Below are 23,036 nucleotides of genomic sequence, written 5' to 3' on the forward strand. Positions count from 1 at the left end.
TCGGTTGCGAACCGGTCATTAACCCCTTGCTGAGACAAGGGGAGGGGCCGGAAAGAACCGGGCATCGGGCAGGGCCAGGACGGAATGATCGAATTCCAGCAAGTGTCGAAGTCATTCTGGACGGGCAAGACCCGAAAGGTGATCCTCGACCAGGCCTCGTTCCGGGTTGAACTCGGGCGTTCCCTCGGCATCCTTGCCCCCAACGGCACCGGCAAGACCACCATCATCAACATGATGGCCGGGCTGGAAAAGCCCGACGAAGGCAAGGTCCTGCGCACCAGCCGGGTCTCCTTTCCGCTCGGCTTCATGGGCGGCGTCATCAACAAGCATTCGGGAACGGAAAACGCGCGCTACATCGCGCGTCTCTACGGGCTGGATGCCGACTATGTCGAAAGCTTCAGCCGCTGGCTCTGCGGCATCGGCGAGTACTTCGACATGCCGGTCGGCACTTACTCGGCGGGGATGCGGTCGCGCTTTTCCTTTTCGCTGATGCTGGCGCTGGAATTCGACATCTACCTGATCGACGAAGGCATGCCCGCCACCACCGATGTGGAGTTCAACCGCAAGGCCGGTGGCATCCTGCGCGAAAGACTGCGCAAATCGACCGTGGTGATCGTCTCGCACCAGCCGCGCACGGTGGAAAAGTTCTGTCACCAGGCCGCCGTCCTGCGCAACGGCCAACTCTACATGTTCGACACTCTGGAAGAGGCGAAGCAGCTTTATGACTACGAAGCTCAAGGTTAGGCGGTTCCGGACGCGGCGTCCCGATCCGGTTTCCGCCCCGGCCGCGCCGAATGTTCCCCACCGGGCCGAAGTCGTATCGGTCGCCGGGCGTGCGCCCGGAGGCACGGCCGCGCGCCTTGCCGCGTCGATGGCGCCGTCCGGTGCAGACCTGCCCTTTGCGGCCGAAGATGACGGGCTACCGGATGTGCCGCCCAACGTGCCTTCCGACAACGCTGCGGCAGAGATCGACGCCATCCGTCGCGAGGGGCTGACCGGCCGCCAGTTGCGCATGGCGCGACGTCTGGCCCAGGCGCACAACCTGCCCGCCACCTCCGATTTCGACGCTGTTCGCCTTCTGCGCAAGGCCGGGGTCGACCCGTTCCAGCGCACCCCGCTTCTGGAGCTGGTCAACACCGATGGCGCACAGCAGCCATCGCGCGCGCTTGCGGTGACTGACGGCGGGGGCGCGCAACGCTTGCCGGCGACGATTTCGCCGATCCAGCTCCCCTCGACAGAGGTCCGCGCAGAGGAAAGCCATGCCGCGGACATCCTGCGTATTCAGCGCGACATCGTGCGCCGCCGCCGCCGCCGCCTTGGTAGCCTCGCGCTGCGGCTGTTCTTCTTTGTCACTCTGCCCACGCTGGTGGTGGCCTGGTACTATTTCTTTGTCGCCACGCCGCTTTACGGCACGCACAGCGAATTCGTCATTCAGCAGGCCGAACCCGTGGCTCCCGGCTTGGGCAGCCTGCTCGCGGGAACCCAGTTCGCCACCGCGCAGGACAGCATGTCGGTGCAGGGCTACCTGCAATCGCGAGACGCCATGACGCGGCTCAACGCCGACAAGGGCTTCACCGGGGCGTTCGAGGGCGACAAGATCGACTTCCTCCAGCGCCTGCCCGCCAACGCCTCGGCGGACGAGGCGTACAGTCTCTATCAGCGCAACGTGCAGATCGCCTACGACCCGACGGAAGGCATCATCAAGATGGAGGTGATCGCCCCCACGCCTGCGGAATCCGAAGCATTCTCGCGCGCGCTCATCGGCTATGCCGAGGAGCAGGTGGATGCGATGACCAAGCGCCTGCGCGAAGACCAGATGCAGGGCGCCCGCGAATCTCTTGCCGATGCCGAACAGAAGATGCTTGAGGCACAGCAGCGCGTCGTGGACCTGCAACAGAAGACCAAGGTCCTGTCCTCCGAGGTCGAGGTGCAACTGCTTTCGGCTCAGATCACCGAGCTTTCGACCCTGCTCGCGCAGGAAAAGCTGTCGCTCGCCCAGATGGAATCCAACGCCAATCCCAACGTCGCCCGGATGGAGCCGGTCAAGCGCCGGATCGCCACGTTGGAACAGCAAATCCAGGACCTGCGCGACCGCATGACACAATCGGGCGACCAGGGCCAATCCCTGGCCGAGGTTCAGGGTGAGCTTCTGGTTGCCCAGGCCGATGTGCAGACGCGCCAGCTTCTTCTGGCCCAGGCCGTCCAGGCGATGGAGGCCGCCCGGGTCGAGGCCAACCGCCAAGTGCGCTACCTTTCGCTCTCGGTCAGCCCGATCGCACCGGATACGCCCACCTATCCGCGCGCCTGGCAGAACACGGCTGTTGCATTCCTGATCTTTGCTGGCATCTACCTCATGATCTCCATGACCGTCGCCATCCTGCGCGAACAGGTCACTGCCTGAGGACGAGCCGCGGAATGAAAATGACCCATGTCTCAATCGGCGGCCTGACCGCCGGAAACGACCTGCCGCTTCTGGTGATCGCCGGGCCTTGCCAACTGGAAAGCCTGGACCATGCCCAGATGATCGCCGGCACCCTGGCCGAAGCCTGCGCCATGGCAGGGGCGCAATACGTGTTCAAGGCCAGCTACGACAAGGCCAACCGTACCAGCCTCAAGGGCAAGCGTGGCCTCGGCATGGAAAAGGGCCTGCAGGTGCTGCAGGCGGTCAAGGCCATGGGCATGCCCGTGTTGACCGATTTCCACGAACCGGACCAGGCGGCCGAGGTCGCCTCCGTGGTGGACGTGCTGCAAATCCCTGCACTTCTCTGCCGCCAGACCGACCTTCTGCTCGCCGCCGGCCGCACCGGGGCCGTGGTGAACGTCAAGAAGGGCCAGTTCCTCGATCCCTATGGCATGGCCAATGTTGCCCAGAAGATCGCCTCCACCGGGAACGAGCGTATCCTTCTTACGGAACGCGGTACCACCTTTGGCTACAACGGTCTGGTCGCCGACATGCGCAGCCTGCCGATCATGGCCCGCACCGGCTATCCCGTGGTGATGGACGCGACCCACGCCGTCGCCTTCCCCGGCGGCCTGGGTGACAGTTCGGGCGGCCAGCGCGAATTTGCGCCCGTCCTCGCCCGCGCCGCCGTGGCGATCGGCATCGCCGGGGTCTTCCTCGAAACCCACGAAGACCCCGACCGCGCCCCCTCGGACGGGCCGAACATGATCCACCTGGCCGACATGCCCCGGCTGATCGAAAGCCTGATGGCCTTCGACCGCCTCGCCAAGGCCGATCCGCTGCACATCTGATGCCGGACCTGACAGCCGAGGCGCTGGCCGAAAACATCCGCGCCTGCCGTCTCTGCGCCCCACGCTTCGCCGCCACGGCCACCTCGCATGATCCCCGCCCGGTGGCCTGGTTCCGCCCTTCCGCGCGCCTTCTCATCGCCGGCCAGGCCCCCGGCGCCCGCGTCCACGCCTCGGGCCGCCCGTTCGACGATGCCAGCGGCGACCGCCTGCGCGACTGGCTGGGGATCGACCGCGCCACCTTCTACGACCGGGACCGCATCGCCATCGTCCCCATGGCCTTCTGCTTCCCCGGCTACGATGCCAAGGGCGCCGACCTGCCGCCGCCGCCCCTCTGCGCCCGCACCTGGCGCGCAGAGGTTCTCGCCACGCTCCCCGCCATCTGCCTTACCCTGGCCATCGGCGGCGCCGCGCTCCGCTGGCACCTCGGTCCTGGCCCGGTCGAGGCGCAGGTGCGCGACTGGCGCCGCCACCTTGCCGAACGCCGCATCTTCCCCCTGCCGCACCCGTCGTGGCGCAACACCGGCTGGCTAAAGCGCAACCCCTGGTTCGCCGAAGAGGTGCTCCCCACACTCCGCGTCGAGGTCGCCGCAGCGCTCTCCTGACCCCCAGTCATCCCACCCTTGCGCGAAAGACCCGCGCCCGCTAGGGGACCGCCATGACCGAGCTCGACCGCGCCCTTGCCGCCATGCAGGCCGACCCCGCCGACGAGGCGCTGCGCCTGCGCTTCTACGCCCGCCTCGCCGACACCGAGCTGGTCCTCCTGCTGGAGCGAGAGGCCGAAGCGGGCGCTGTCATCCCCCGCATCTTCCCGCTGGAGGATGGCCCCGTCGCGCTCGCCTACGAGGGCGAGGAAAGGCTGGCCGAGATGGCTGGCGCCGAAGCTGCCTATGCCGCGCTGCCCGGCCGCATCATCGCTCAGGGCCTTGTGGGGCAGGGGGTGGGCCTTGGCCTCAACCTCGGTGCCGAGGCGCCCTCGCTGATCCTGCCGCCCGATGCGCTGGGCTGGCTGGTGAACCGCCTCGCGGTGGCCCCCGAAGCCGCCGCCGAACGGCCCCAGGCGTTCCTGCCCCCCACGCTGTCCGAAGCTGCGCTCTCCGAACTGGGCAACCGCCTCGCGCCCGCCGGAGCCGCCATTGGCGGAACGCTCGTGGTCCGCGCCCGCTATGCCTCCGGCCGCACGGCCCATCTCGTCGTCCTGCCTGCCGCCCCGCCCGAGGTCGAAGCCGCTCTTGCCCGCGCCGTGGCCGAGGCGGCCGCCTTCTGCGCGCCCGAGGGAGAGGCGCTGGACGCCGCCTTCCTGGCCCCTGACGATCCGCTGCGCGCCGCCATGGCCGCCGTCGCCGTGACCTTCGCTACAGCCCCGCCGCCAAAGCCAACGCCCGATCCCGCGCCAAAAGGCCCCGGCATGGACCCGTCCCGCCCGCCAAGGCTGGTGTGAAGACCCCATCCACCATTGCCAAGCGCCCCGGCCTTCCGCTTAATGCCCAGAAACGGGGAGAGAATACCTGACATGACCATGGCCGAGCGGGTTGTGCCGGACGACTCGGTGATCGAGGCCGATGTCGGCCCCGTGCGCGCAATCCTGTCCGCAGTCGCGCCCGCCGCCCCGCTGGCGCGCGCTCTGCATCAGGCGGCGGCCGATCCCGAGGTGAAGGCCATCGCGCTTTTCCTGTCGGGCGAGGGCGACGAAACCGCCGCCGCCCCCGTGGTCGAGGCGCTGGCCCAATGCGGCAAGGCCACGGTCGCCGGCCTTTCGGGCAATGTCGCGGGCCCCGTCCTTGCCCTCGCGCTCGCCTGCGACGAGATCCTCTGCGTCCCCTCCACCGCCATCGTCACGCCCGAGGTGCGGCAGGGCCTTGTCCCTATCTTCGGCACCACCCAGGCCTTGCCGCGCCGCGTGGGCGCCGCCGCGGCATTGCGGCTCCTGCTCACCGGCCAGCCGGTGAACGCAGGCGAAGCCATCGCGATCGGCCTGGTGGACCGCGTCATCGAGGGCGATCTGGCCGACGCCGCCATCGCCCGCGCCGCCGACCTGGCGCAGCACCAGGCGTCCCGGTCCGCTGCGCCTGGCCTGCGTGACCCCGTCGCCTTCCAGGCCGCTGTGACCGCCGCCCGCACGGCCCTTTCCAGCGAACCGCTCCCCGCTCCCGCTCGCATCGTGGATTGCGTCGAAGCCGCGCTCCTTCTTCCGCCCGATCAGGGGCTGGCCTTCGAAGCCGCCGCACGCGGCGATCTCGATGAAACCGACGAAGCCGCGGGCCTTGCCCATGCCGCCCGGATCGACGGCGTCCTCCGCCGCGATGCGCCGGGCCTTGGCCATGCCGCCCCGCACGGCGTGGCGATCTGGGGCACGGGAGGGCAGTCCCGCGCGCTCGTCCGTCGCGCCCTGTCCTCCGGCCTTCGCGTTGCACTTTGCGCTGCCGATGCCGCCGTGCTGGAAGCCGAGCTTTCCGCCATCGCTCAGGCGCAAGAGGCCGAAGTGGCGCGCGGCTCCCTGACGCCAGAGATGCGCGATTCCGACTGGGCGCGCCTGACCCCCTGGCTCGACCCGGTGACCGAGGATGCTGTCCTCCTCTGCCCCGGTGCCGAGGAATGGGTGCCCCGCGCCCTGCGCCTTTCGGTCGCCGCCGTGGATGCCGGGGGCGCATCCGGCGGCCAACTCATCTCGCTCGGGTTTCCGCTGCCCGGCGAAGGCTCCATCGCTCCTGGCGCGCTGTGCGAGATGACCGTAACCGCCAGCCAGCAGCGGCACCGTGCCGCGGCCGGCGCGCTGGTCGCGCGGCTTGGCCTTGTTCCGGTGGAAACAGGGCAGGGCGGTCCGGTGGCGCTTCGCCTGCGCGCAGCACTGGCGGCCGCCATCGCGCAACTCGAATCCGAAGGTCATCCGCGCGCGGCCGTCGCGGCGACGCTGGCCGCGCGCGGCCTGATCGGCGGCCGAGCCGTGCCGCGCAGCCACAAGACCTCGCCGCAGGATCACGAGATCCTCACCCGCTGCGAAGCCGCCCTCGCCAATGCCGGGGCGCGGCTCGTGCAATCCGGCGCGGCGCGGTCTCCCGATGTCGTCGACGCCCTGGCCGTCGCGGCGCGTCTCTATCCGCGCTGGCTCGGCGGCCCCATGCTGCGCGCCGACCGCCGCGGACTGGACCGTCTTCAGGCCGATCTGCAGAACTGGTCGGCACTCTCGCCGCAGGTCTGGTCGCCCGCCGCGCTGATTGACAGGCTGGTCTCCGAAGGCCGCCGCTTTGCCGATCTCACGACAGCATGACGCCCAGGACCACGGCCATCAGCCCAAGCGCAGACACCGCCAGTGCGCCCAGGTTCAGCACCACCACCCGCTGAAGCTTCTGGCGGATCGCCTCGTCCGTCAGGCCCGAGGTCTTGGCGCGCCAGGCCATCCATACGCAGGCCAGAAGCCCCGCCACTCCCAGAAGGGTCAGCGCCGCCCCCCCCCAGATCACCGCATCCAGCATCCGCCGCCCCCGCGCCCGTTCCGTTGGCCCGTCCCTAGCCAACCGGCGGGGCCGAAGGCAAGGGCGGAAGCACTCGCCGGGCCAGGCGCCGCCGCCGCCGTCTCACAAGGACCGTTGCCTCGCGCGGGTCCTCTTTGAGACCTAGTGCAGGGCGAACGCGCCGCCGCGGCAGTTTGCTGCCCCAATCGTTTGATGAAGAACCGCCCTTCAGCCGGCCCGCCAGGCAAAGCCGCAGTGTGGGCGCAGCGCCTCCCCGGGCCGCTGCGCCGGACCCGGGGAAGCGCGGGCCGAAGTCCCCCAGCACGTGCCGCCGGCGCGCAGGCCCGATCCCGGGCGCACCCGGCCGGTCCATGCGGTCCCCCGCCGGCGGCTCCGCGCTTCGGCCCCGCGACACGGATATGGCGCGCGCGGCTTGCACTGGCTTGTGAGGCACGGCCAGACTTGCCAGAATCCCTGCCAAACCGGGAGTTCTCTCATGGAAGATCTGTCGCCCCTCCATGGCGCCGTCTGGGCCAGGCAACTGGCCGAAGAACTGGCACGGCGCGGCGTGGCGGCGGCGCCCCTCATGTCGCGGGCGGGCCTGGGCCGCGCGGCGATGGCAGGCGACAGCGCACGCGTGCCCTTCAACCGGATGGCGGCCTTCTTCGAGGCGGCCGCCGAGGCAACCGGCGACGCCTGCCTGGGCCTGCGCTTCGGGCTGACGCGGGATGCGCGCGACGCCGGGCTGATCGGCTATGTCGGCCTGTCTGCGCCCGATCTGCGCGGCGCGCTGAAGGGGCTGGCGCGGTTCCACCGTGTGTTCTCCGACGCGGTCGAGATCGACATCTCTCGCCTGTCCGAAGGCGAGATGGCCTGGGCCTTCCGCGGCGATCCGGGTCGGCCGCGGCGGCAGATGCAGGAGTTTTCCGCAGGCAACATCCTTGCCTTCCTGCGCCGGGCAACCGGGCGGCGGCTGGCGCTGCGCGGGGTGACGCTTCCTCATGCCGCGGGGGCCGAGACCGAAGAGGTGGCGCGACTTCTGGGCTGCCCGGTGGTGCAGGAGGGCGCTTGGGTGCGGCTTTCCCTTGCGCCCGAGGATATGCACCTTCCTCTGCTGACGGCGGACTTGCGGCTGCTGCCGATCTTGCAGACCCATGCGCAAGAGGTGCTGGCCCGGCTGGCGCCGCGCCGCGAGAGCCTGGCCGAACGGGTAACGCGCCTTCTGCTGGACGGGCTGTCGCAGGGCGGCGCCCGGCAAGAGGTGGTAGCGGCCGAACTGGGCATGAGCCCGCGCAGCCTGTCGCGCCGGCTAGCGAGCGAGGGGACGAGCTTTGCCCGGTTGCTGGACGATCTGCGCTGCGATCTGGCGCAGGCGCATCTGGCCGGCGGCATGGAGGTGACGCAGGTGGCCTTTCTTCTGGGCTATGCCGAACCATCCAGCCTTGCCCACGCCTTCCGGCGCTGGACCGGGAAAAGCCCAAGCGAATGGCGCCGCGCGGCCGTGCCCGCCTAGAGCGTATCTGCCAGAGCGCGCAGCGCGCGCACCACCAGCGCGTGATCCTCGGCTTGGGGCAGGCCCGAAACGGTGGCGACCGCCACCACGCCCACGCCCTTCACTCGCACCGGCACGGCGCCGCCATGATCGGCGCAATCGGCCTCGGCCAGCCCGTGCTTGGTCAGCGTCTCGCCCTTTTCGCGGTTGCGCGTGCCCACCAGGAACGAGGGTTCCTGAAAGATCAGCGCCGTGGTGGACTTCCGCCGCGCCCAAAGGTCGTTCAGCGGCGCGGCGCCGGGCAGGGCCGCGTGGAACAACGTTCTGTCCGCCGTACGGATGTCGATGACGATGGGCAGCCGGTCCTTCAACCCGAAGTCGGTCAGGATGCGGCCAAGCGCCAGCGCCTCGGCCTCGGCAAAACGGGGCAGGGTCAGTGCGGCGGCTTCGGTGGCAAGTTCGGCGCTGGTGGGCGAGGTCATGTCGGTCCTTCTGGGTCAGCCCAGCACGGCAGCAAGGGCGGTGGTCACGTCATCGGGCAGGAAGGGCTTTTCCAGCACCACGATATCGGAAAGGCCAAGTTCCGCGGTGCGGGCGGGGCCGGCCACGGTGTCGCCGGTCATCAGCACCACGTGGCCCAGAAGGCCGGGGCGAAGCTCGGTGGCGCGCAGCGCCAGTTCGGCGCCGTCCATGCCGGGCATCCGCAGATCGGTAAACAAGGCGTCGAAAGGCATGGAGCGCAACAGATCCAGCGCCGTGGCCGAAGTGGCGACGGTTGTGACGGCATGGCCGCGCCCCTCCAGCATCTCGGCCAGCGAGGCGGCGACATCGGGCTCGTCGTCCACAATCAGGATGCGCCGCGCCTGCCCCAGGGCGGGTGCCTGGGCTCCGGCCGCCTCTGCCGCCGGTTCGGGCGGCAGAGCGGGTAGGCGGATGTCGAAGCAGGCGCCGGGCAGATCGCCCGTTCCAAGACCGATGGTGCCGCCATGCGTTTCGATCACATTGCGCGAGATCGACAGGCCGATGCCGGTGCCGACCTCGACCGCCTTGGTGGTGAAATAGGGGTCGAAGATGCGATGGCGCACGGCGTCCGACACGCCGGGGCCGTTGTCTTCGATCCGCACCAGCACTTCGGCCCCCTCGGCGCGGGCGGTGATGCGTAGAAGACGCGGCATCGGGCGGCTGGTCAGCGCCTGCTGTGCGTTGACAAGAATGTTCGAGAACACCTGCCCCAACAGGTCGCGGTCGGCGCTGACGGCGGGCAGGCCTGCGGGCAGACGGGTTTCCACCTCGACCCCGGCCGACCGCAGCGAATAGCCCACCACATCCAGCGCGGCATGGATCACATCGGGCAGGTCCAGCCGTTCGCGCTGCGGCGGCTTCTGGCGGGCCATGGCGAGGAAGCTCTTGACGATGCGCCCGCAGCGTTCCGCCGCCGCGCGGATGCGTTCGGCGCGCTGGCGGGTGGCATCGTCGGGCGCCTTGTCCACCAGCAGCGTGGATTGCGCCACCGCAATGGCCAGCGGGTTGTTCAGCTCGTGCGCCACACCCGCCAGAAGCGAACCCATGGCCGAGAGCTTTTCAACCTGGTGCAGACGTTCGCGGCCCTCCTGCATCTCGCGCTCCAGCCGCTTGGGCTCGGTCAGGTCGCGCAGGTGCGAAACGAAGATGCGCCGACCTTCGGACTGCATCTCGGTCACCGTCAGCTCCACCGGCAGGCGCGACCCGTCGCGGCGCATGGCTTCCACCTCGATGCGCTTGCCGATCACATGCGGCACGCCGGAAACGAGGTAGCGGTCCATGCCATGGTTGTGGGCATGGCGCGCCTCGGTCGGCACGATCAGGTCTCCGACCTTCTGCCCGATCGCCTCCGAGGCGGGATAGCCGAACATCGCCTCGGCCGCCGGATTGAACTCGGTCGTCACGCCCGCGTCGTTCATCACGATGATGCCGTCCAGCGCCGAAACCACAACCGACCGGTAGCGGTCCTCGCGTTCGGCCAGGGCGGCCAGATTGGCCTCTGCCTCCTGTTCGGCCTCCTTCAGGTCGGTCAGATCGCGGGTGAAGGTCAGGTATCCGGGCTCGGCCTCGCCCGGGGCGCGGAAGGGCAGGATCGACACCTGCAGGAAGCGCCGCCCCTGGTCCTTGTAGGCGATCCAGCCCTCGAAGCGCCCGATCTGTCCCCTGCGGATCATCGGCGCGATGCTCTGGTACTGCGCCTCGACCTCGGGCCCCAGCACGTCGCGCACATGGGCGCCGATCACCTCGTCGCGGCTGCGGCCGATGAACTCCAGGAATTCGCGGTTGGCATCGCGATAGATCAGCCCGGCGTCCAGATAGACAACGCGCAGCGGCACACCATCGACCATGGCGCGCAGATGCGCGGTCTGGGCGGCGCGGGCCTCGGCTGCGGCGACGATCCCGTTGGCCAGAGGCCGGAACGGGGCGGGCAGGTCGGCGGGCAGGTCGGCCGGCCGCGTGGCCAACCGCGACAGGGCGATGGCGGGGGTGACGAACTGGCGGTTGAAGATGGCGGCGACGGCGGCGAACAGCGCGACGATGCCCAGCACCACCAGCGCGAAGGGCTGCAGCCGCCCCGCCGCCTGGTCGCGCACGCGCGCTTCGGGCAGGGTCATCACCAGATGGAAGGGCGTGCCGGCGATGGGGGCCGAAGACACCAGCATCGCCCCGCGAGAAACGAAGGCGCCCCCTGTGTCCGAGATGTCAAGATCGCCCAGCACCTTGGCCGCCGGCACCGGCCCCGCGTCAGACACCGCAGAGCCTTCTGACGTGGCAATCAGGTTGCCGGCCTGGTCCACCACCACGACCTGGCCAGGTGCGGCGGGAAAGCTGGCAAGATAATCCCCCACGAAGGCCAGCAGAACATCGGTCCCCACCACGCCACGAAAACGGTCGCCGGTCCAGACCGGGGCGGCATGGGTGACCATCAGCCCCGCGCCCCCGGCATCCACATAGACCGGCGTCCAATAGGCGGTCCGATCCGGGTTCGCGGCGGGTTCGCCCTGGGTGTATAGATCATAGGTAAAATAGCTGGCCAGCGATCCCGCCGGGTTCGCCGGGTCCAGCATCTGGTCGAATGTCGCCCAAGGGTAAATCGCAACGAAGTGGCGGCTTTCGGCGAAGAAATAGCTCCATCGCAGATAGGGCCGCGTCGCATGGGTCGCCCGCGCCAGCGCGAAGATCGACGAGACGGCGGTGATCTCGCGCCGGTCTGCCTCGGTCAGCGAGGCGGGGTCGGCCAGGATCAGGCCACGCGACGCGCCCGGGTCTGCGCTGCCATCGGGCGGCCAGTCCACCGTGCCGTCCCAGGGCGGCAGTCGCACATCCTCCGCCAGGCGCTGTTCGGCAAAGCTGCGCATCACGGCAATATGCGTGTCCACCCCGATGGCCAGTTGCTCCAGCCCGGCGCGGCGCACCTGTTCGGCGTCGCGCAGGTCTTGCAGGATATCGTCGCGCGCCACGCCGTATTCGCGCCAGGCCAGCATCGCCACCAGCGCCAGCAGGGGCACCAGAGCCGCCAGGCCCAGAAGCGTGCCGCGCCGGCGCAGGCCTGCGGCGGGGTCGGCTTCGCTCATGCGCTTTCCTCTGTGGACAGGACATAGCCCTCGCCGCGCACCGTGCGGATGAAGCGGGGGCTGTCGGGATCGGGCTCGATCTTGCGGCGCAGCCGCGTGATGCGCACGTCGATGCGCCGGTCGCCCTCGGCGCCCGCGCTTTCGTCGCCCAGAAGCTCGGCGATCAGCCCGCGCGACAGGATGCGGTTCGGGCGCGAGGCCAGGGCCTCCAGCAGGTCGAACTCGGCCGCGGTCAGATCCACCGGCCCCTCGTCACGGTGGGTCAGCCGGCGCGAGGCCGGGTCCAGTGTGAACAGCCCGAACCGCACCAGTCGCGCCGGCGGCGCAGCCGGGGCCGGGGCGGCCGTGGCGGGCGCCGCAGCATCCAGCCGGCGGATCAGGCTGCGCACCCGCGCCAGAAGTTCGCGCAGGTCATAGGGCTTGGAGAGGTAGTCGTCGCCGCCGATTTCCAGCCCGACAATGCGGTCCATGGGCGAGCCCGAGGCCGAAGCGAAGATGATCCCCGCGCGCCCCTGCCGGCGCAGCCAGCGCGCCAGCGACAACCCGTCCTCGCCCGGCATGGCAATGTCGAGAATCGCCACGTCGATCTGCCGTTCGGCCACCAGCGCACGGAAGGCTGCGGCGTTCGGGGCGGTCAGCACGTCATAGCCGTGACCGGCCAGATATTCGGCAACGGCTTCGGCAAGGTGCTCTTCGTCGTCGGCGATGGCGATGGTGTAGGGCACAGCCCGTTCCTTCTTGTCGACAGTGCCCTTCGGGCGGTTATACACATGGGCCGTTCAGGTGCGTCAAGCGCCCGGTCGGCCGGGCAGGGGCAGGGCAGGGTGCCAAGAGGGGCAAGGATCATCTTCGTGGATGACGAGCCCGACCTGGCCTCGGCGCTTGCCGAATATTTCGTCGATCTCGGGGCACAGGCAGAAATCGCCCGCGACGGGATCGAGCTTCAGGCGCATCTGCGGGCCGGGCCGGCGGATCTGGTGATCCTGGACCTGAACCTGCCGGGGCAGGGCGGGTTCGACCTTCTGGGCGAAACCGACCTGTTGCAGGGCGCCGGGGTCATCATCCTGACCGGCAATGCCGATGCGCTGGACCGCATCATCGGGCTGGAAATGGGGGCAGACGATTACGTTCTGAAACCTGTGGACCCGCGCGAACTTGCGGCGCGGGCGCGGGCGGTGCTGTCTCGGCGGCGGGGAAGGTCCAGCCTTCTGGTGCCCTTCGAGACCACCAGTGCCGACCTTGGCGCGGCGCGGGTGCTGCTGGACGCCGGCCAGACCGAGCCCCTGTCGCCGGGCGAAGTGGCGCTGATCCGCGCCTTCATCGCCCATCCGCACCGGGTTCTTTCGCGCGACGACCTGATCGCCCTGGCCCCGGCCGAAAGCGCCGAGGCGCTGGACCGGGCGATCGACAGCCGCGTGGCCCGTCTGCGCAAGAAGCTTCGGACCGACCGGCTGGTCACCGTGCGCGGCCAGGGCTACCGCTACGAGCCGCCCTGGCAGGACTGACCTTATTCCGCCGCGATGGCGGCGCTGGCCAGCCCTTCGGCCATCATGCCCACCAGCGCGGTATAGGCCGACGTCCAGGCGTCGCGGGCCTCGGGCGTGAAGCCTTCGCCCAGGGCCACGGCCAGCGTGTCCAGAAGGGCTGCCCCCACCGGCGCGGCCATCTCGGCTGTCACGCCATAGGCGGCGTGGCGCTGGCCCAGGGCAAAGACCGCCGGTTGCAGCGCCTCGGGCCGGTCCAGCGCGGCCACGGCGAAAGACAGCGTCTTCATCAGCTTGGCGCCCTGGTCCGACAGGTCGTGGGGGAACAGCGGGCGCAGGCCAGGGTCGATCTCGAACAGCCTGGCATAGAAGGCCGCGGCGAAGGCCGCCTCCATGCCGCGGGTCGCGGCGAACTGGCGGCGGATCAGGGCGATGGTCTCGGGGGTCATGTCGGGGATCCTCTGGGGATGGGCGGGGGATGCTGCGCCGCCGCCGTTAAAGGGAAGGCCGCGCCGGGGCGCGGAAGGCGGGGAAGGGGGCCCGCGCCTGCGGGCCCCGTCCATCGTCTGGGAAGGTCAGGCAAAGACCAGCTGATCCATCACCTGCGCGCCGGTGGCGTTCTGGATGAAGACGATGAAGTCGCCATCCGTCAGGGCCAGGTGCAGCTCGGTGCCGCCGGCCACGTCCACCGCCGTGACATGGTCCTTGTCGGCGGCAGCAAAACGGACGCGGTCCAGGCCATCCTCGAAGTCGGTGATCGTATCCATCTCGCCGGCACGGGTGCCGGTGGCGAACAGGAAGACGTCCGCGCCTGCACCGCCCGTCAGCTTGTCGTTGCCTTCGTTGCCCGTCAGCCGGTCGGCGCCGTCGTTGCCCTCGATCACGTCGTTGCCGAAGCTGCCGTACACGCTGTCATTGCCTACGCCGCCGCGGATCGTGTCGTCGCCGTTGCGGCCGAACAGCTTGTCGTTGCCATCCATGCCGATCAGGTCCGAGGATTCGAAGGCCCCGGTGATAACGTCGTCGAACATCGAGCCCTGAACGCGCTCCACCCCATAGACGCTGTCACCCTGGGCATCGCCGCCCACACCCAAGCCGAAGTAGCGGAACAGGACGCCATCCCACAGGCTGTCCAGCGCCAGGGTGATGCCGGCGGCCGAGTCGACATAGGACACGCCGTCAAAGCCCGACGAGCCGTCCATCCGGTCCGCCCCCGCCCCGCCGATCAGCCAGTCATGCCCGCCGCCGCCGTTCAGGACGTTGTCCGCCGCGCTGCCGAACAGCTGGTCGCCATGCGCCGATCCGGTGACATTCTCGAAATCGGCGATCACGTCGCCCGTGGCGTAGCCGCCGGCGGCCAGGTTGGTGGCAAGGTTGATGTAAACCGCCCCCGTGCTGTCGGCATAGCTCAGCGTATCCACCGCCGTGCCGCCGAACATGGTGTCCGCCCCGGCGCCGCCCTGCACGAAGTCGTTGTCGAACCCGGCGTAGATCGCGTCATTGCCCGACCCGCCATAGACCGTGTCGCCACCCCAGCCACCATAGACCGTGTCGTTGCCCATGTTGCCGGTGATGACATTGGCCAGGCTGTTGCCGTTCGCGATGAACCCCGAACTGCCCAGCTTCATCAGGTTCTCGACATCGCTGCCCAGGGTGTAGGTGGTCGTCCAGGTACGCACCTCGTCCGTGCCGCCGCCCGCGCCTTCCACCACCACGTCCAGCCCGTGATCGACGATGTAGATGTCGTCGCCCGCGCCGCCCTGCAGGTTGTCGGCCTCGGTGCCGCCATCCAGATAGTCGTTGCCCGCATCGCCGCGCAGGCTGTCCACTCCCGCCCCACCGTAGAGCTGGTCGTTGTCATTGCCGCCATACAGCTGGTCGTTGCCGTCCATGCCCACCAGCGTATCCAGGCCGTTGCCGCCGTTCAGGCCGTCGCCATCGCCTTCGCCGTTCAGATAGTCGTTGCCGTCATTGCCGCTGATGATGTCAATGCCCGTGCCGCCGCGGACCGAGTCGTTGCCGTTCCCGCCCGACAGCCAGTCGTCGCCGGCATCGCCCATCACGGTATCGTTGCCATCGCCGCCGTTCAGCACGTCGATGTCGTTGCCGCCCAGGATGCTGTCGTTGCCACCCATGCCCCAGATCGTGTCGCGCCCGTCCAGCCCCGACAGGGTGTTGGCCGCGGCCGAGCCGGTGATCAGATTGGCCAGGCTGTTGCCGGTGCCGTTGGTGGCAGCGCCATCGTTCAGCAGTACCAGGTTTTCGAGGCTTGCCCCCAGGGTCCAGGACGACATGGTGCGGATCGTGTCGATGCCCTCTTCGTAGTACTCGGTCACGGTGGAGCCGGCGCCCACGGTATAAGTGTCGTCGCCCGTGCCGCCCTTCAGCGTGTCGCCCGAGCTGCCGGTCAGCGAGTCGTTGCCCGCTTCGCCATAAACGAGGTCATTGCCCGACCCGCCATCCATCACGTCGTTGCCATCGCCGCCATAAAGCGAGTCGTTGCCGCCGTTGCCATAGATCGTGTCATGGCCCGCATTGCCCCAGACCGTGTCGGCCCGCCACGAGGCCGAGATCACGTTGTTCAGGCTGTTGCCGGCAAGGTGGCTGCCACTGGAGGGGGTGTCGTAGAACCAGCCGTCGATCACTTCGGAAGATACGGTGATGTTCTCCAGGTTGGCGCCCAGCGCGTAGTCGTTGCCCAGAAGCACCTCGACCGTGTCGATGCCTTCATCGGCATTCTCTACGATGTCGACATGCATCGGGGTCTTGCTGCCGACGCCGGTGTACAGGTCGTTGTCGGCGCCACCGCGCAGGTAGAAGTAGGAATCCGGGAACCACGAGTTGTCGACATCGGCGTTCATCGTGTCGTTGCCGCTGCCGCCATAGACCGTCACGTCCAGGTCGAAGTTCTCTTCGATCAGGTCGAAGCTGTCATTGCCGGCGCCGCCATAGACCGTGCCGTTGGCTGTCACCTGGAACGAGTCGTTGCCGTCCTCGCCATAGGCGGTGACGTTCGTGCCGCGCAGCGAGATCACGTCGTTGTCCGTGCCGGCATAGACCAGCGCGGAATCGCCCTCGAAGATGATGTAGTCGCGGCCGGCGCCGCCATAGACCGTGGCGTCGCCGGTATCCGACAGCGCGCCGCCGTCGCCGGCATAGATGGTGTCGTTGCCGTTGCCGCCGTAGACTACGTCGGTGCCGTCGCCCGAGGTCAGGCTGTCATTTCCGTCGCCGCCATCCAGAAGGTCGTCGCCGCTGCCGGTGGTGATGCTGTTGTCGGCGGTCGTGCCGACCACCCAGTAATCGTCGCCATCGGGCGCGGTCCAGTCCGTCACGCTGCCCTGAAGGATAATCTGCGTCTGTGCCATAATCTCTTCTCCAATCGGTCCGGGTCAGGCCCGGTGGTTTCGATGGAGAAGGGAATGCGCCCTGAATGTTTCATTACAGCGCCGCCGCACTGTAACATCTGTTTCAGCGCTGTTACGAAACGAAGCGAACAGAAACGAACGTAACGATCGTTTCAGTCGCGCCCGTCCGCAATCGCTCCGCCGCCATCATGGCGACAGGCATCAGGCTTCAGGTCCACAAGCGGCGTGCCGTCCAGGCAATCGAGCCCCCGCACCACAAGCACCGTCCCCTCGATCCGCAAAAGCCGCACCAGGGACGAGGCGATGGGATTGGGCCGGTTGGGCGAGCGGATCGAGAATGTGCCTGTGCCCTCGGTCCTGCGCCCCGGCGTCTGCACCACCAGATCACGCCGCGCCCGGTGCATCCAGTACAGCACCTGCAACCGCGCCCCCGGCTCCAGCCCCGCCAGCGCCGCCTGCCAGCGCGGGTCCAGTTCGATCCTGCACTCGGGCCCGGCCTCCGTATCGCCGCGCTTCGGGCAATCGCTCCGGTCGGTCCAGGGGGTGCGGATGCGGCCAATGAACCACAGCGCGGCATCCGCGCCCTCGGGCAACGCCACCGTCGCTTCCCCCGGCCGGATTTCCGTATCGTTCCCGTCCATCGCCGCCTCCCTGCCACTGGCGCCAGTCTGGCGCGCGGGGCGCGACTTGTCGATGCGGCGCGGGGTGCGGCCACCGGACCCCCGCACTGACCAAGCCATCACTGACCAAGCCAAGACTGCCCAAGAAGGACACCACACACGACTCGGGGGCATGGATCCGGCGACCGCAGTTCCCGTATCGCGCCCGGCCATGGCAGAACCTGTCACCCGTCGGCCCGCGCCGCGAAGATGGCGCCTGCGTTGCGAAGTGGGGGCGGATGGTCTAGGGGAAAGCCGGAATCGCAGGCGGATCGGTTGGCGGAGCGGCAGATGAGCACGGGCAAGACAACGGGGCACAACGGGCTGACCTATGCCGATGCCGGGGTGGACATCGACGCCGGCAACGCGCTGGTGGATCGCATCAAGCCGGCAGCCAAGCGCACCAACCGCGCGGGCACCATGGGCGGCCTTGGCGGCTTCGGCGCGCTCTTCGACCTCAAGGCCGCGGGCTACAACGATCCGATCCTGGTGGCCGCCACCGACGGCGTGGGCACCAAGCTGCGCATCGCCATCGACACCGGCAACGTGGACACCATCGGCATCGACCTCGTGGCCATGTGCGTGAACGACCTCGTCTGCCAGGGCGCCGAGCCGCTCTTGTTCCTGGACTATTTCGCCACCGGCAAGCTGGACGTGGACCAGGCCACCCGCATCATCGAAGGCATCGCCGCGGGCTGCGAGGCATCGGGCTGTGCGCTCATCGGCGGCGAGACGGCGGAAATGCCGGGCATGTACCACAAGGGTGATTTCGACCTGGCCGGCTTTGCCGTGGGCGCGATGGAGCGCGGGGCGGACCTGCCGCGCGATGTGGCGGCGGGCGACGTGCTTCTGGGCCTCGCCTCGAACGGTGTCCATTCCAACGGCTATTCCTTCGTGCGCAAGGTGGTGGAGCTTTCGGGCCTGGCCTGGGCCGACGCTTCGCCGTTCAGCGAGGGCACGCTGGGCGCGGCCCTGCTCGCGCCGACCCGGCTTTATGTGAAGCAGGCGCTGGCCGCGATCCGCGCCGGCGGGGTGCATGGGCTTGCCCATATCACCGGCGGCGGGTTGACGGAAAACCCGCCCCGCATCCTGCCCGAAGGGCTGGCCTGCGAAATCGACCTGGGCGCCTGGACACTGCCGCCGGTGTTCCGCTGGCTCGCCACCACGGCCAACATGTCGGAACCCGAGCTTCTGAAGACCTTCAACTGCGGCATCGGCATGATCCTGGCCGTCGCCCCCGACAGCGCCGAATCCGTGGCGCGGGTCCTGCGCGACGCGGGCGAGACGGTGGTGGCCTTGGGCCACGTGGTCGAAGGGCAGGGGGTCATCTACAAGGGCCGCCTGCTGTGACCGAAAAGGTCCGCGTCGCCATCCTGATCTCGGGCGGCGGCTCCAACATGGTGAAGCTGGTGGAAAGCATGAGCGCCGACCATCCGGCGAAGCCCGTGCTGGTGCTGTCGAACGACCCCGCCGCCGCCGGGCTCGACCGCGCCCGCGCCTTGGGGGTGCCGGTGGCATCGGTGGACCATCGCCCCTTCGGCAAGGACCGCGCCATGTTCGAGACGGCGCTGCTCGCCCCTCTCCTTGCGGCGCAGCCGGATGTGGTCTGCCTCGCGGGCTTCATGCGCGTGCTGACCCCCGGTTTCGTCGCGCGCTTCGCGGGCCGGATGCTGAACATCCACCCCTCGCTCCTGCCGAAATACCCCGGCTTGCACACCCACCAGCGCGCACTGGACGCAGGCGATGCCGAGGCCGGCTGCACCGTCCACGAAGTCACCGCCGATCTCGACGCCGGCCCCATCCTCGGCCAGGCCCGCGTGCCCGTTCTGCCGGGCGACACCGCCGACACGCTGTCTGCCCGGGTGCTGGGGATGGAGCACCGGCTCTACCCTGCCGTGCTGCGCCGCTTTGCCGAAGGCGACCGGACCCCGGTGCTGCTGCCCGCCGCCTGAAGCAATTCTCTTCGAAGAAAATTGCAAATTCCTTCGAAGGAATTTGGCCCGCTCCCCCTCAGAAGTTACCGCCCGGTTAATCCGCGCCTGTAACCCATTGAAACGCAAAGGTACGCAGTGGCGTCCGAGCTCGGACGCCTGCCCCTTCCCAAATCCGCCCCCGGGTCTTAAGACTGTCTGATCCAGGGCGGGACGACCCCGCGGCTCCCGAAAGGACGGCCCATGCGCACGATCACCACGACCGAAGACCTCGCCGCCTTCTGCGAGGCAGCCAAGGGTCAGCCCTACGTCACCATCGACACCGAGTTCCTCAGGGAACGGACCTACTGGTCCAAGCTCTGCCTCATCCAGATGGCCCTGCCCGGCAAGACCGGCGATGCCGTGCTGGTGGACCCGATCGAGGGCGAGGGCATGTCGCTCGAGCCGCTCTACGATCTCTTCCGCCACAAGGCGACGGTCAAGGTCTTCCACGCCGCCCGCCAGGATCTGGAGATCTTCTTTGTCGAGGGCGGGGTCTTCCCCGACCCACTGTTCGACACCCAGGTCGCCGCCATGGTCTGCGGCTTCGGCGAACAGGCCGGCTATGAAACCCTGGTCAAGAAGATCGCCCGCGAGAATCTGGACAAGACCTCCCGCTTCACCGACTGGTCGCGCCGCCCGCTGTCCGACGCCCAGAAGGAATACGCCCTGGCCGACGTGACCCATCTTCGGGTCATCTATGAATGGCTGGCCGCCCAGCTTGAAAAGAACGACCGCCACCGCTGGGTGGCCGAGGAACTGGCGATCCTCACCGATCCCGAAACCTACACCGTCCGCCCCGACGAGGCCTGGGAGCGCATCAAGACCCGCACCTCCTCGGGCCGCTTCCTGGCCATCGTCAAGGAACTCGCCCGCTTCCGCGAAGACTACGCCCAGAAGATGAACGTCCCCCGCTCCCGCGTGATGAAGGACGACGCCCTGCTGGAGGTCGCATCGACCCGGCCCACCAACATGGAGGAACTGGGCCGCTCGCGCCTTCTCCAGCGCGAGGGCCGCAAGGCCGAGATCGCCGAAGGCATCCTCGCCGCCGTGAAGTCGGGGCTCGAGATGCGCCCCGACGACATGCCCAAGCCCGACACCGCCCGCGAACAACTGCAGGTGAACCCGGCCCTGGCCGACCTGTTGCGCGTTCTTCTGAAAGCCAAGTCCGAAAGCCTTGGCGTGGCGCCCAAGCTCATCGCCTCGGCCTCGGACCTCGATGCCATTGCCGCGGGCGAGCGCAATCTCGATGCGCTGAAGGGCTGGCGGGCCGAGGCTTTCGGCGAAGACGCGCTGCGCCTCTGCCGGGGCGAGATTGCGCTGACCGCCAAGGGCAGCGAGGTGCGGGTGATCCGCACCGGCGGCTGATGGCCTCTGCGGTCCCTGGCTGGCAGCGCATCGGCCCCGATCCATTGGTACACGCTTGGGCAGAGGCGGCCTTGCCCCTTGCCCGTCAGGCACTTGCCGAGGATCCGGCCCCTCGCAGGTCAGGCGGCACCTGGGCCGTGGGGCTCGACCTTCTGCCGAACGAAGCGGATGGTCGCATTGGCGGCACGCCCTTTCCCTGGGACGTCCTGCCGCTGGCGCCCCTGGCCCTGCATCGCGCCCAGATCTCCACGATCTATCCCGGTTATCCCCGGCCCGACCCGGAGGACAGCCCGGCCGGCTTCCGTTTTCGCCAGACCCGGGCCGCCGCGCATCTGGACGGGCTGCTGGCAATTGGCCCAGACCGCCGTCGCATGGTGAAAGAGCCGCACGGCTGGATCCTCGGCCTGCCTTTGACGGACTGCTCGGCAGATGCCTCGCCATTGACGGTCTGGGAGGGCAGCGCCCCGATCCTTCGCGACGCGCTGGTCGCGGCCTTTGCCGACCACCCACCGGAAACCTGGCACGATATCGACGTGACCGAAGCCTATACCGCCGCCCGCGCGCGGGTCTTCCAGACCTGCCGCCGCGTCGACGTTCCCGCCCGGCCCGGCGAGGCGATCCTCCTGCACCGCCTGACGCTGCATGGCGTGACGCCCTGGGCCGATGATGCCACCGCCCCGCCCGAGGGGCGGATCATCGCCTATTTCCGCCCGCTCTTGCCGTCCGTCGCCGCTTGGCTGAACCTGCCCTGACAGCGAAGTCCGCTCGGCAGGCATGCGCCCTTGACCTGCCCGGCCCACAGGGCCAGCTTAGGTCCAACTTCTGCGCCCGATAGGTCCAGACTTGGCGATCCCGCCTGAATCCTTCTTCCTGTCCACCGGCGCCGGCGGCACGCTGCAGCAGCGCATCCGGCAAATGGTGGCCGAGGGCATCCTGTCGGGACGCTTCCGTCCCGGCGACCGGCTGCCGTCGTCGCGGGCGTTGGCGGCGCATCTGGGCATCAGCCGCATCACCGTGACGCTGGCCTATACCGAACTCGTCGCCTCCGATTACCTGACGGCGCGCGGTCGGTCGGGCTACTACGTCTCGGGCAATGCGCCCGTGCCGCCGGATTTCCACTCCCGCGCCGCGTCCGGACCGCAGTATGACTATGCCCGGCTGACGGGCGAGCGCTTCAGCCGCACCGCGCGGGTGGCCCGCCCCGAGGACTGGTCGCGCTTTGCCTATCCCTTCATCTACGGCCAGGCCGATGCCACGCTGTTCGACCACCAGAACTGGCGGCTCTGCGCCCTGTCCGCCCTGGGGCGGCGAGATTTCGAGGCGCTGACCTCGGACTATTACGAACGCGACGATCCGATGCTGATCGAATACATCCTGCGCCACATCCTGCCGCGCCGCGGCATCGACGCGCGCGCTGGCGAGGTGCTGGTGACGATGGGGGCGCAGAACGCGCTTTGGCTGGCGGGGCAGGTGCTGCTGGCGCCCGACCGCGTGGCGGTGATGGAAAACCCCGGCTATCCCGGCCTGCGCCCCATCCTCGCGCAACTCGGCTGTCGGGTGGCGGCGGTGGATGTGGATCAGGACGGCCTGCCGCCCGATGCCCTGCCGCACGATGCCGATGTCGTCTTCACCACCGCCAGCCATCAAAGCCCGACCAACGCCACCCTGCCGCTGGACCGCCGGCTGGACCTGCTGCGGCTGGCGGGTGAGCGCGATTTCGTGGTGGTCGAAGACGACTACGAGTTCGAGATGAGTTTCCTCAAGCCCGTCTCGCCCTCATTGAAATCGCTGGATACCGAGGGCCGTGTCGTCCACATCGGCAGCTTTTCCAAGTCGCTGTTTCCCGGCCTCCGGCTTGGCTACATGGTGGCGCCCGAAAGCTTCATCCGCGAGGCGCGGGCGCTGCGCGCCCAGGTGCTGCGCCATCCGCCGGGCCACATCCAGCGCACGGCGGCCTATTTCCTGTCGCTTGGTCACTACGATGCGCTGGTGAACCGGATGCGCGCCGCCTTCAAGCGGCGCCGCACCGTGATGGACGAGGCGATCCGCGCGAACGGGCTGGACATCGCAGGGCAGGGCGGCTTTGGCGGCTCCTCCTTCTGGATGCGCGCGCCCGAGAGCGTGGACACCGCGCGCCTGGCCGAGGTGCTGCGAGGGCAAGGCGTGCTGATCGAGCCCGGTGGCGCCTTCTTCGCCCCCGACCGGCCCGACCGGCGGCATTACCGCCTGGCCTATTCCTCGATTGCGGTCAGCCGCATCCCCGAAGGCATCGCCCTGATCGCCCGCGCCCTGCAGGACGACGAATTTTCCGCGAGAGTCCCATGAGGCAATCCGTTGCGGGGCAGGACCTTCCCGCTCTGGACTTACCACGATCCCGAATCTGGCCCTAAGACGGCTC

At 68.9% G+C, this 23,036-nt stretch carries 20 protein-coding genes; 13 read left to right on the forward strand and 7 right to left on the reverse strand.

Annotated elements, in window-relative coordinates; translation table 11 throughout:
• Nucleotides 1-84: 84 nt before the first annotated feature.
• From JO391_RS04055 to JO391_RS04080, 6 genes are all read left to right on the forward strand, one after another.
• Nucleotides 85-744 (forward strand): ABC transporter ATP-binding protein, encoded by a 660-nt coding sequence (locus JO391_RS04055; protein WP_220662914.1) that lies wholly within the window; start codon nt 85-87, stop codon nt 742-744.
• A complete protein-coding gene (locus JO391_RS04060; protein WP_220662915.1) occupies nt 722-2,401 on the forward strand; it encodes a KpsE/RkpR family capsule polysaccharide export protein in 1,680 nt (559 codons plus the stop codon). The genes JO391_RS04055 and JO391_RS04060 overlap by 23 nt, the downstream gene beginning before the upstream one ends.
• Nucleotides 2,402-2,421: 20 nt before the next feature.
• Entirely contained in the window at nt 2,422-3,252 is an 831-nt protein-coding gene (kdsA, locus tag JO391_RS04065; RefSeq protein ID WP_220662916.1) for a 3-deoxy-8-phosphooctulonate synthase, read from the forward strand.
• Entirely contained in the window at nt 3,252-3,854 is a 603-nt protein-coding gene (locus JO391_RS04070) for a uracil-DNA glycosylase family protein (protein WP_220662917.1), read from the forward strand. Before kdsA ends, JO391_RS04070 begins: the two co-directional genes overlap by 1 nt.
• Before the next feature lie 53 nt (nt 3,855-3,907).
• Complete coding sequence (locus JO391_RS04075; protein WP_220662918.1) at nt 3,908-4,690, forward strand: SseB family protein; 783 nt, start codon at nt 3,908-3,910, stop codon at nt 4,688-4,690.
• 72 nt (nt 4,691-4,762) lie between these two features.
• Nucleotides 4,763-6,517: an enoyl-CoA hydratase-related protein gene (locus tag JO391_RS04080; protein WP_220662919.1), complete on the forward strand. Its 1,755-nt coding sequence runs from the start codon at nt 4,763-4,765 to the stop codon at nt 6,515-6,517.
• On the opposite strand, the gene JO391_RS04085 is transcribed toward JO391_RS04080, so the two are convergent.
• Nucleotides 6,504-6,722: a hypothetical protein gene (locus JO391_RS04085; RefSeq protein ID WP_375155683.1), complete on the reverse strand. Its 219-nt coding sequence runs from the start codon at nt 6,720-6,722 to the stop codon at nt 6,504-6,506. The two genes, JO391_RS04080 and JO391_RS04085, sit on opposite strands and share 14 nt — an antisense overlap.
• Before the next feature lie 475 nt (nt 6,723-7,197).
• Between JO391_RS04085 and JO391_RS04090 the strand changes: the two genes are divergently transcribed.
• Complete coding sequence (locus tag JO391_RS04090; RefSeq protein WP_220662920.1) at nt 7,198-8,214, forward strand: AraC family transcriptional regulator; 1,017 nt, start codon at nt 7,198-7,200, stop codon at nt 8,212-8,214.
• Here the strand turns inward: JO391_RS04090 and JO391_RS04095 are convergent.
• Genes JO391_RS04095 through JO391_RS04105 form a run of 3 tightly spaced genes read right to left on the reverse strand, consistent with a single transcriptional unit; the run spans nt 8,211 to nt 12,514 of the window.
• Complete coding sequence (locus JO391_RS04095) at nt 8,211-8,675, reverse strand: heme-binding protein (RefSeq protein ID WP_220662921.1); 465 nt, start codon at nt 8,673-8,675, stop codon at nt 8,211-8,213. The genes JO391_RS04090 and JO391_RS04095 overlap by 4 nt on opposite strands.
• Nucleotides 8,676-8,690: 15 nt before the next feature.
• Complete coding sequence (locus JO391_RS04100; protein ID WP_220662922.1) at nt 8,691-11,789, reverse strand: PAS domain S-box protein; 3,099 nt, start codon at nt 11,787-11,789, stop codon at nt 8,691-8,693.
• Nucleotides 11,786-12,514 carry a response regulator transcription factor gene (locus JO391_RS04105; RefSeq protein ID WP_220662923.1) on the reverse strand — a complete coding sequence of 243 codons (729 nt, stop codon included), beginning with the start codon at nt 12,512-12,514 and terminating at the stop codon, nt 11,786-11,788. The genes JO391_RS04100 and JO391_RS04105 overlap by 4 nt, the downstream gene beginning before the upstream one ends.
• Nucleotides 12,515-12,640: 126 nt before the next feature.
• Between JO391_RS04105 and JO391_RS04110 the strand changes: the two genes are divergently transcribed.
• Nucleotides 12,641-13,294: a response regulator transcription factor gene (locus JO391_RS04110; protein WP_220662924.1), complete on the forward strand. Its 654-nt coding sequence runs from the start codon at nt 12,641-12,643 to the stop codon at nt 13,292-13,294.
• 2 nt (nt 13,295-13,296) lie between these two features.
• On the opposite strand, the gene JO391_RS04115 is transcribed toward JO391_RS04110, so the two are convergent.
• From JO391_RS04115 to JO391_RS04125, 3 genes are all read right to left on the reverse strand, one after another.
• Nucleotides 13,297-13,722: a globin domain-containing protein gene (locus JO391_RS04115; protein ID WP_220662925.1), complete on the reverse strand. Its 426-nt coding sequence runs from the start codon at nt 13,720-13,722 to the stop codon at nt 13,297-13,299.
• A gap of 126 nt (nt 13,723-13,848) precedes the next feature.
• Nucleotides 13,849-16,641, reverse strand: a complete 2,793-nt coding sequence (locus JO391_RS04120; protein WP_220662926.1) for a calcium-binding protein — start codon at nt 16,639-16,641, stop codon at nt 13,849-13,851.
• A 152-nt stretch (nt 16,642-16,793) separates the two neighbouring features.
• Complete coding sequence (locus JO391_RS04125; RefSeq protein WP_220662927.1) at nt 16,794-17,282, reverse strand: SAM-dependent methyltransferase; 489 nt, start codon at nt 17,280-17,282, stop codon at nt 16,794-16,796.
• Between the two features lie 309 nt (nt 17,283-17,591).
• On the opposite strand from JO391_RS04125, the gene purM reads away from it, so the two are divergent.
• From purM to pdxR, 5 genes are all read left to right on the forward strand, one after another.
• Nucleotides 17,592-18,650: a phosphoribosylformylglycinamidine cyclo-ligase gene (gene purM / locus JO391_RS04130; protein WP_220662928.1), complete on the forward strand. Its 1,059-nt coding sequence runs from the start codon at nt 17,592-17,594 to the stop codon at nt 18,648-18,650.
• Complete coding sequence (gene purN / locus JO391_RS04135) at nt 18,647-19,252, forward strand: phosphoribosylglycinamide formyltransferase (RefSeq protein WP_220662929.1); 606 nt, start codon at nt 18,647-18,649, stop codon at nt 19,250-19,252. The genes purM and purN overlap by 4 nt, the downstream gene beginning before the upstream one ends.
• Before the next feature lie 222 nt (nt 19,253-19,474).
• Nucleotides 19,475-20,638, forward strand: a complete 1,164-nt coding sequence (rnd, locus tag JO391_RS04140) for a ribonuclease D (protein ID WP_220662930.1) — start codon at nt 19,475-19,477, stop codon at nt 20,636-20,638.
• Between the two features lie 71 nt (nt 20,639-20,709).
• Nucleotides 20,710-21,390, forward strand: a complete 681-nt coding sequence (locus JO391_RS04145) for a phytanoyl-CoA dioxygenase family protein (RefSeq protein ID WP_259444819.1) — start codon at nt 20,710-20,712, stop codon at nt 21,388-21,390.
• 91 nt (nt 21,391-21,481) lie between these two features.
• Entirely contained in the window at nt 21,482-22,963 is a 1,482-nt protein-coding gene (gene pdxR, locus JO391_RS04150; RefSeq protein ID WP_220662932.1) for a MocR-like pyridoxine biosynthesis transcription factor PdxR, read from the forward strand.
• The last annotated feature ends 73 nt before the right edge of the window (nt 22,964-23,036 follow it).

Source organism: Neotabrizicola shimadae (genome assembly GCF_019623905.1).
Taxonomy (GTDB): Bacteria; Pseudomonadota; Alphaproteobacteria; order Rhodobacterales; family Rhodobacteraceae; genus Neotabrizicola; species Neotabrizicola shimadae.

What these genes read in the sequence shown, in the direction of transcription:
- JO391_RS04055 (WP_220662914.1), top strand. Translation starts at nt 85, where the DNA reads ATGATCGAATTCCAGCAAGTGTCGAAGTCATTCTGGACGGGCAAGACC.
- JO391_RS04060 (WP_220662915.1), top strand. Translation starts at nt 722, where the DNA reads ATGACTACGAAGCTCAAGGTTAGGCGGTTCCGGACGCGGCGTCCCGAT.
- kdsA (WP_220662916.1), top strand. Translation starts at nt 2,422, where the DNA reads ATGACCCATGTCTCAATCGGCGGCCTGACCGCCGGAAACGACCTGCCG.
- JO391_RS04070 (WP_220662917.1), top strand. Translation starts at nt 3,252, where the DNA reads ATGCCGGACCTGACAGCCGAGGCGCTGGCCGAAAACATCCGCGCCTGC.
- JO391_RS04075 (WP_220662918.1), top strand. Translation starts at nt 3,908, where the DNA reads ATGACCGAGCTCGACCGCGCCCTTGCCGCCATGCAGGCCGACCCCGCC.
- JO391_RS04080 (WP_220662919.1), top strand. Translation starts at nt 4,763, where the DNA reads ATGACCATGGCCGAGCGGGTTGTGCCGGACGACTCGGTGATCGAGGCC.
- JO391_RS04085 (WP_375155683.1), bottom strand. Translation starts at nt 6,722, where the DNA reads ATGCTGGATGCGGTGATCTGGGGGGGGGCGGCGCTGACCCTTCTGGGA.
- JO391_RS04090 (WP_220662920.1), top strand. Translation starts at nt 7,198, where the DNA reads ATGGAAGATCTGTCGCCCCTCCATGGCGCCGTCTGGGCCAGGCAACTG.
- JO391_RS04095 (WP_220662921.1), bottom strand. Translation starts at nt 8,675, where the DNA reads ATGACCTCGCCCACCAGCGCCGAACTTGCCACCGAAGCCGCCGCACTG.
- JO391_RS04100 (WP_220662922.1), bottom strand. Translation starts at nt 11,789, where the DNA reads ATGAGCGAAGCCGACCCCGCCGCAGGCCTGCGCCGGCGCGGCACGCTT.
- JO391_RS04115 (WP_220662925.1), bottom strand. Translation starts at nt 13,722, where the DNA reads ATGACCCCCGAGACCATCGCCCTGATCCGCCGCCAGTTCGCCGCGACC.
- JO391_RS04120 (WP_220662926.1), bottom strand. Translation starts at nt 16,641, where the DNA reads ATGGCACAGACGCAGATTATCCTTCAGGGCAGCGTGACGGACTGGACC.
- JO391_RS04125 (WP_220662927.1), bottom strand. Translation starts at nt 17,282, where the DNA reads ATGGACGGGAACGATACGGAAATCCGGCCGGGGGAAGCGACGGTGGCG.
- purM (WP_220662928.1), top strand. Translation starts at nt 17,592, where the DNA reads ATGAGCACGGGCAAGACAACGGGGCACAACGGGCTGACCTATGCCGAT.
- rnd (WP_220662930.1), top strand. Translation starts at nt 19,475, where the DNA reads ATGCGCACGATCACCACGACCGAAGACCTCGCCGCCTTCTGCGAGGCA.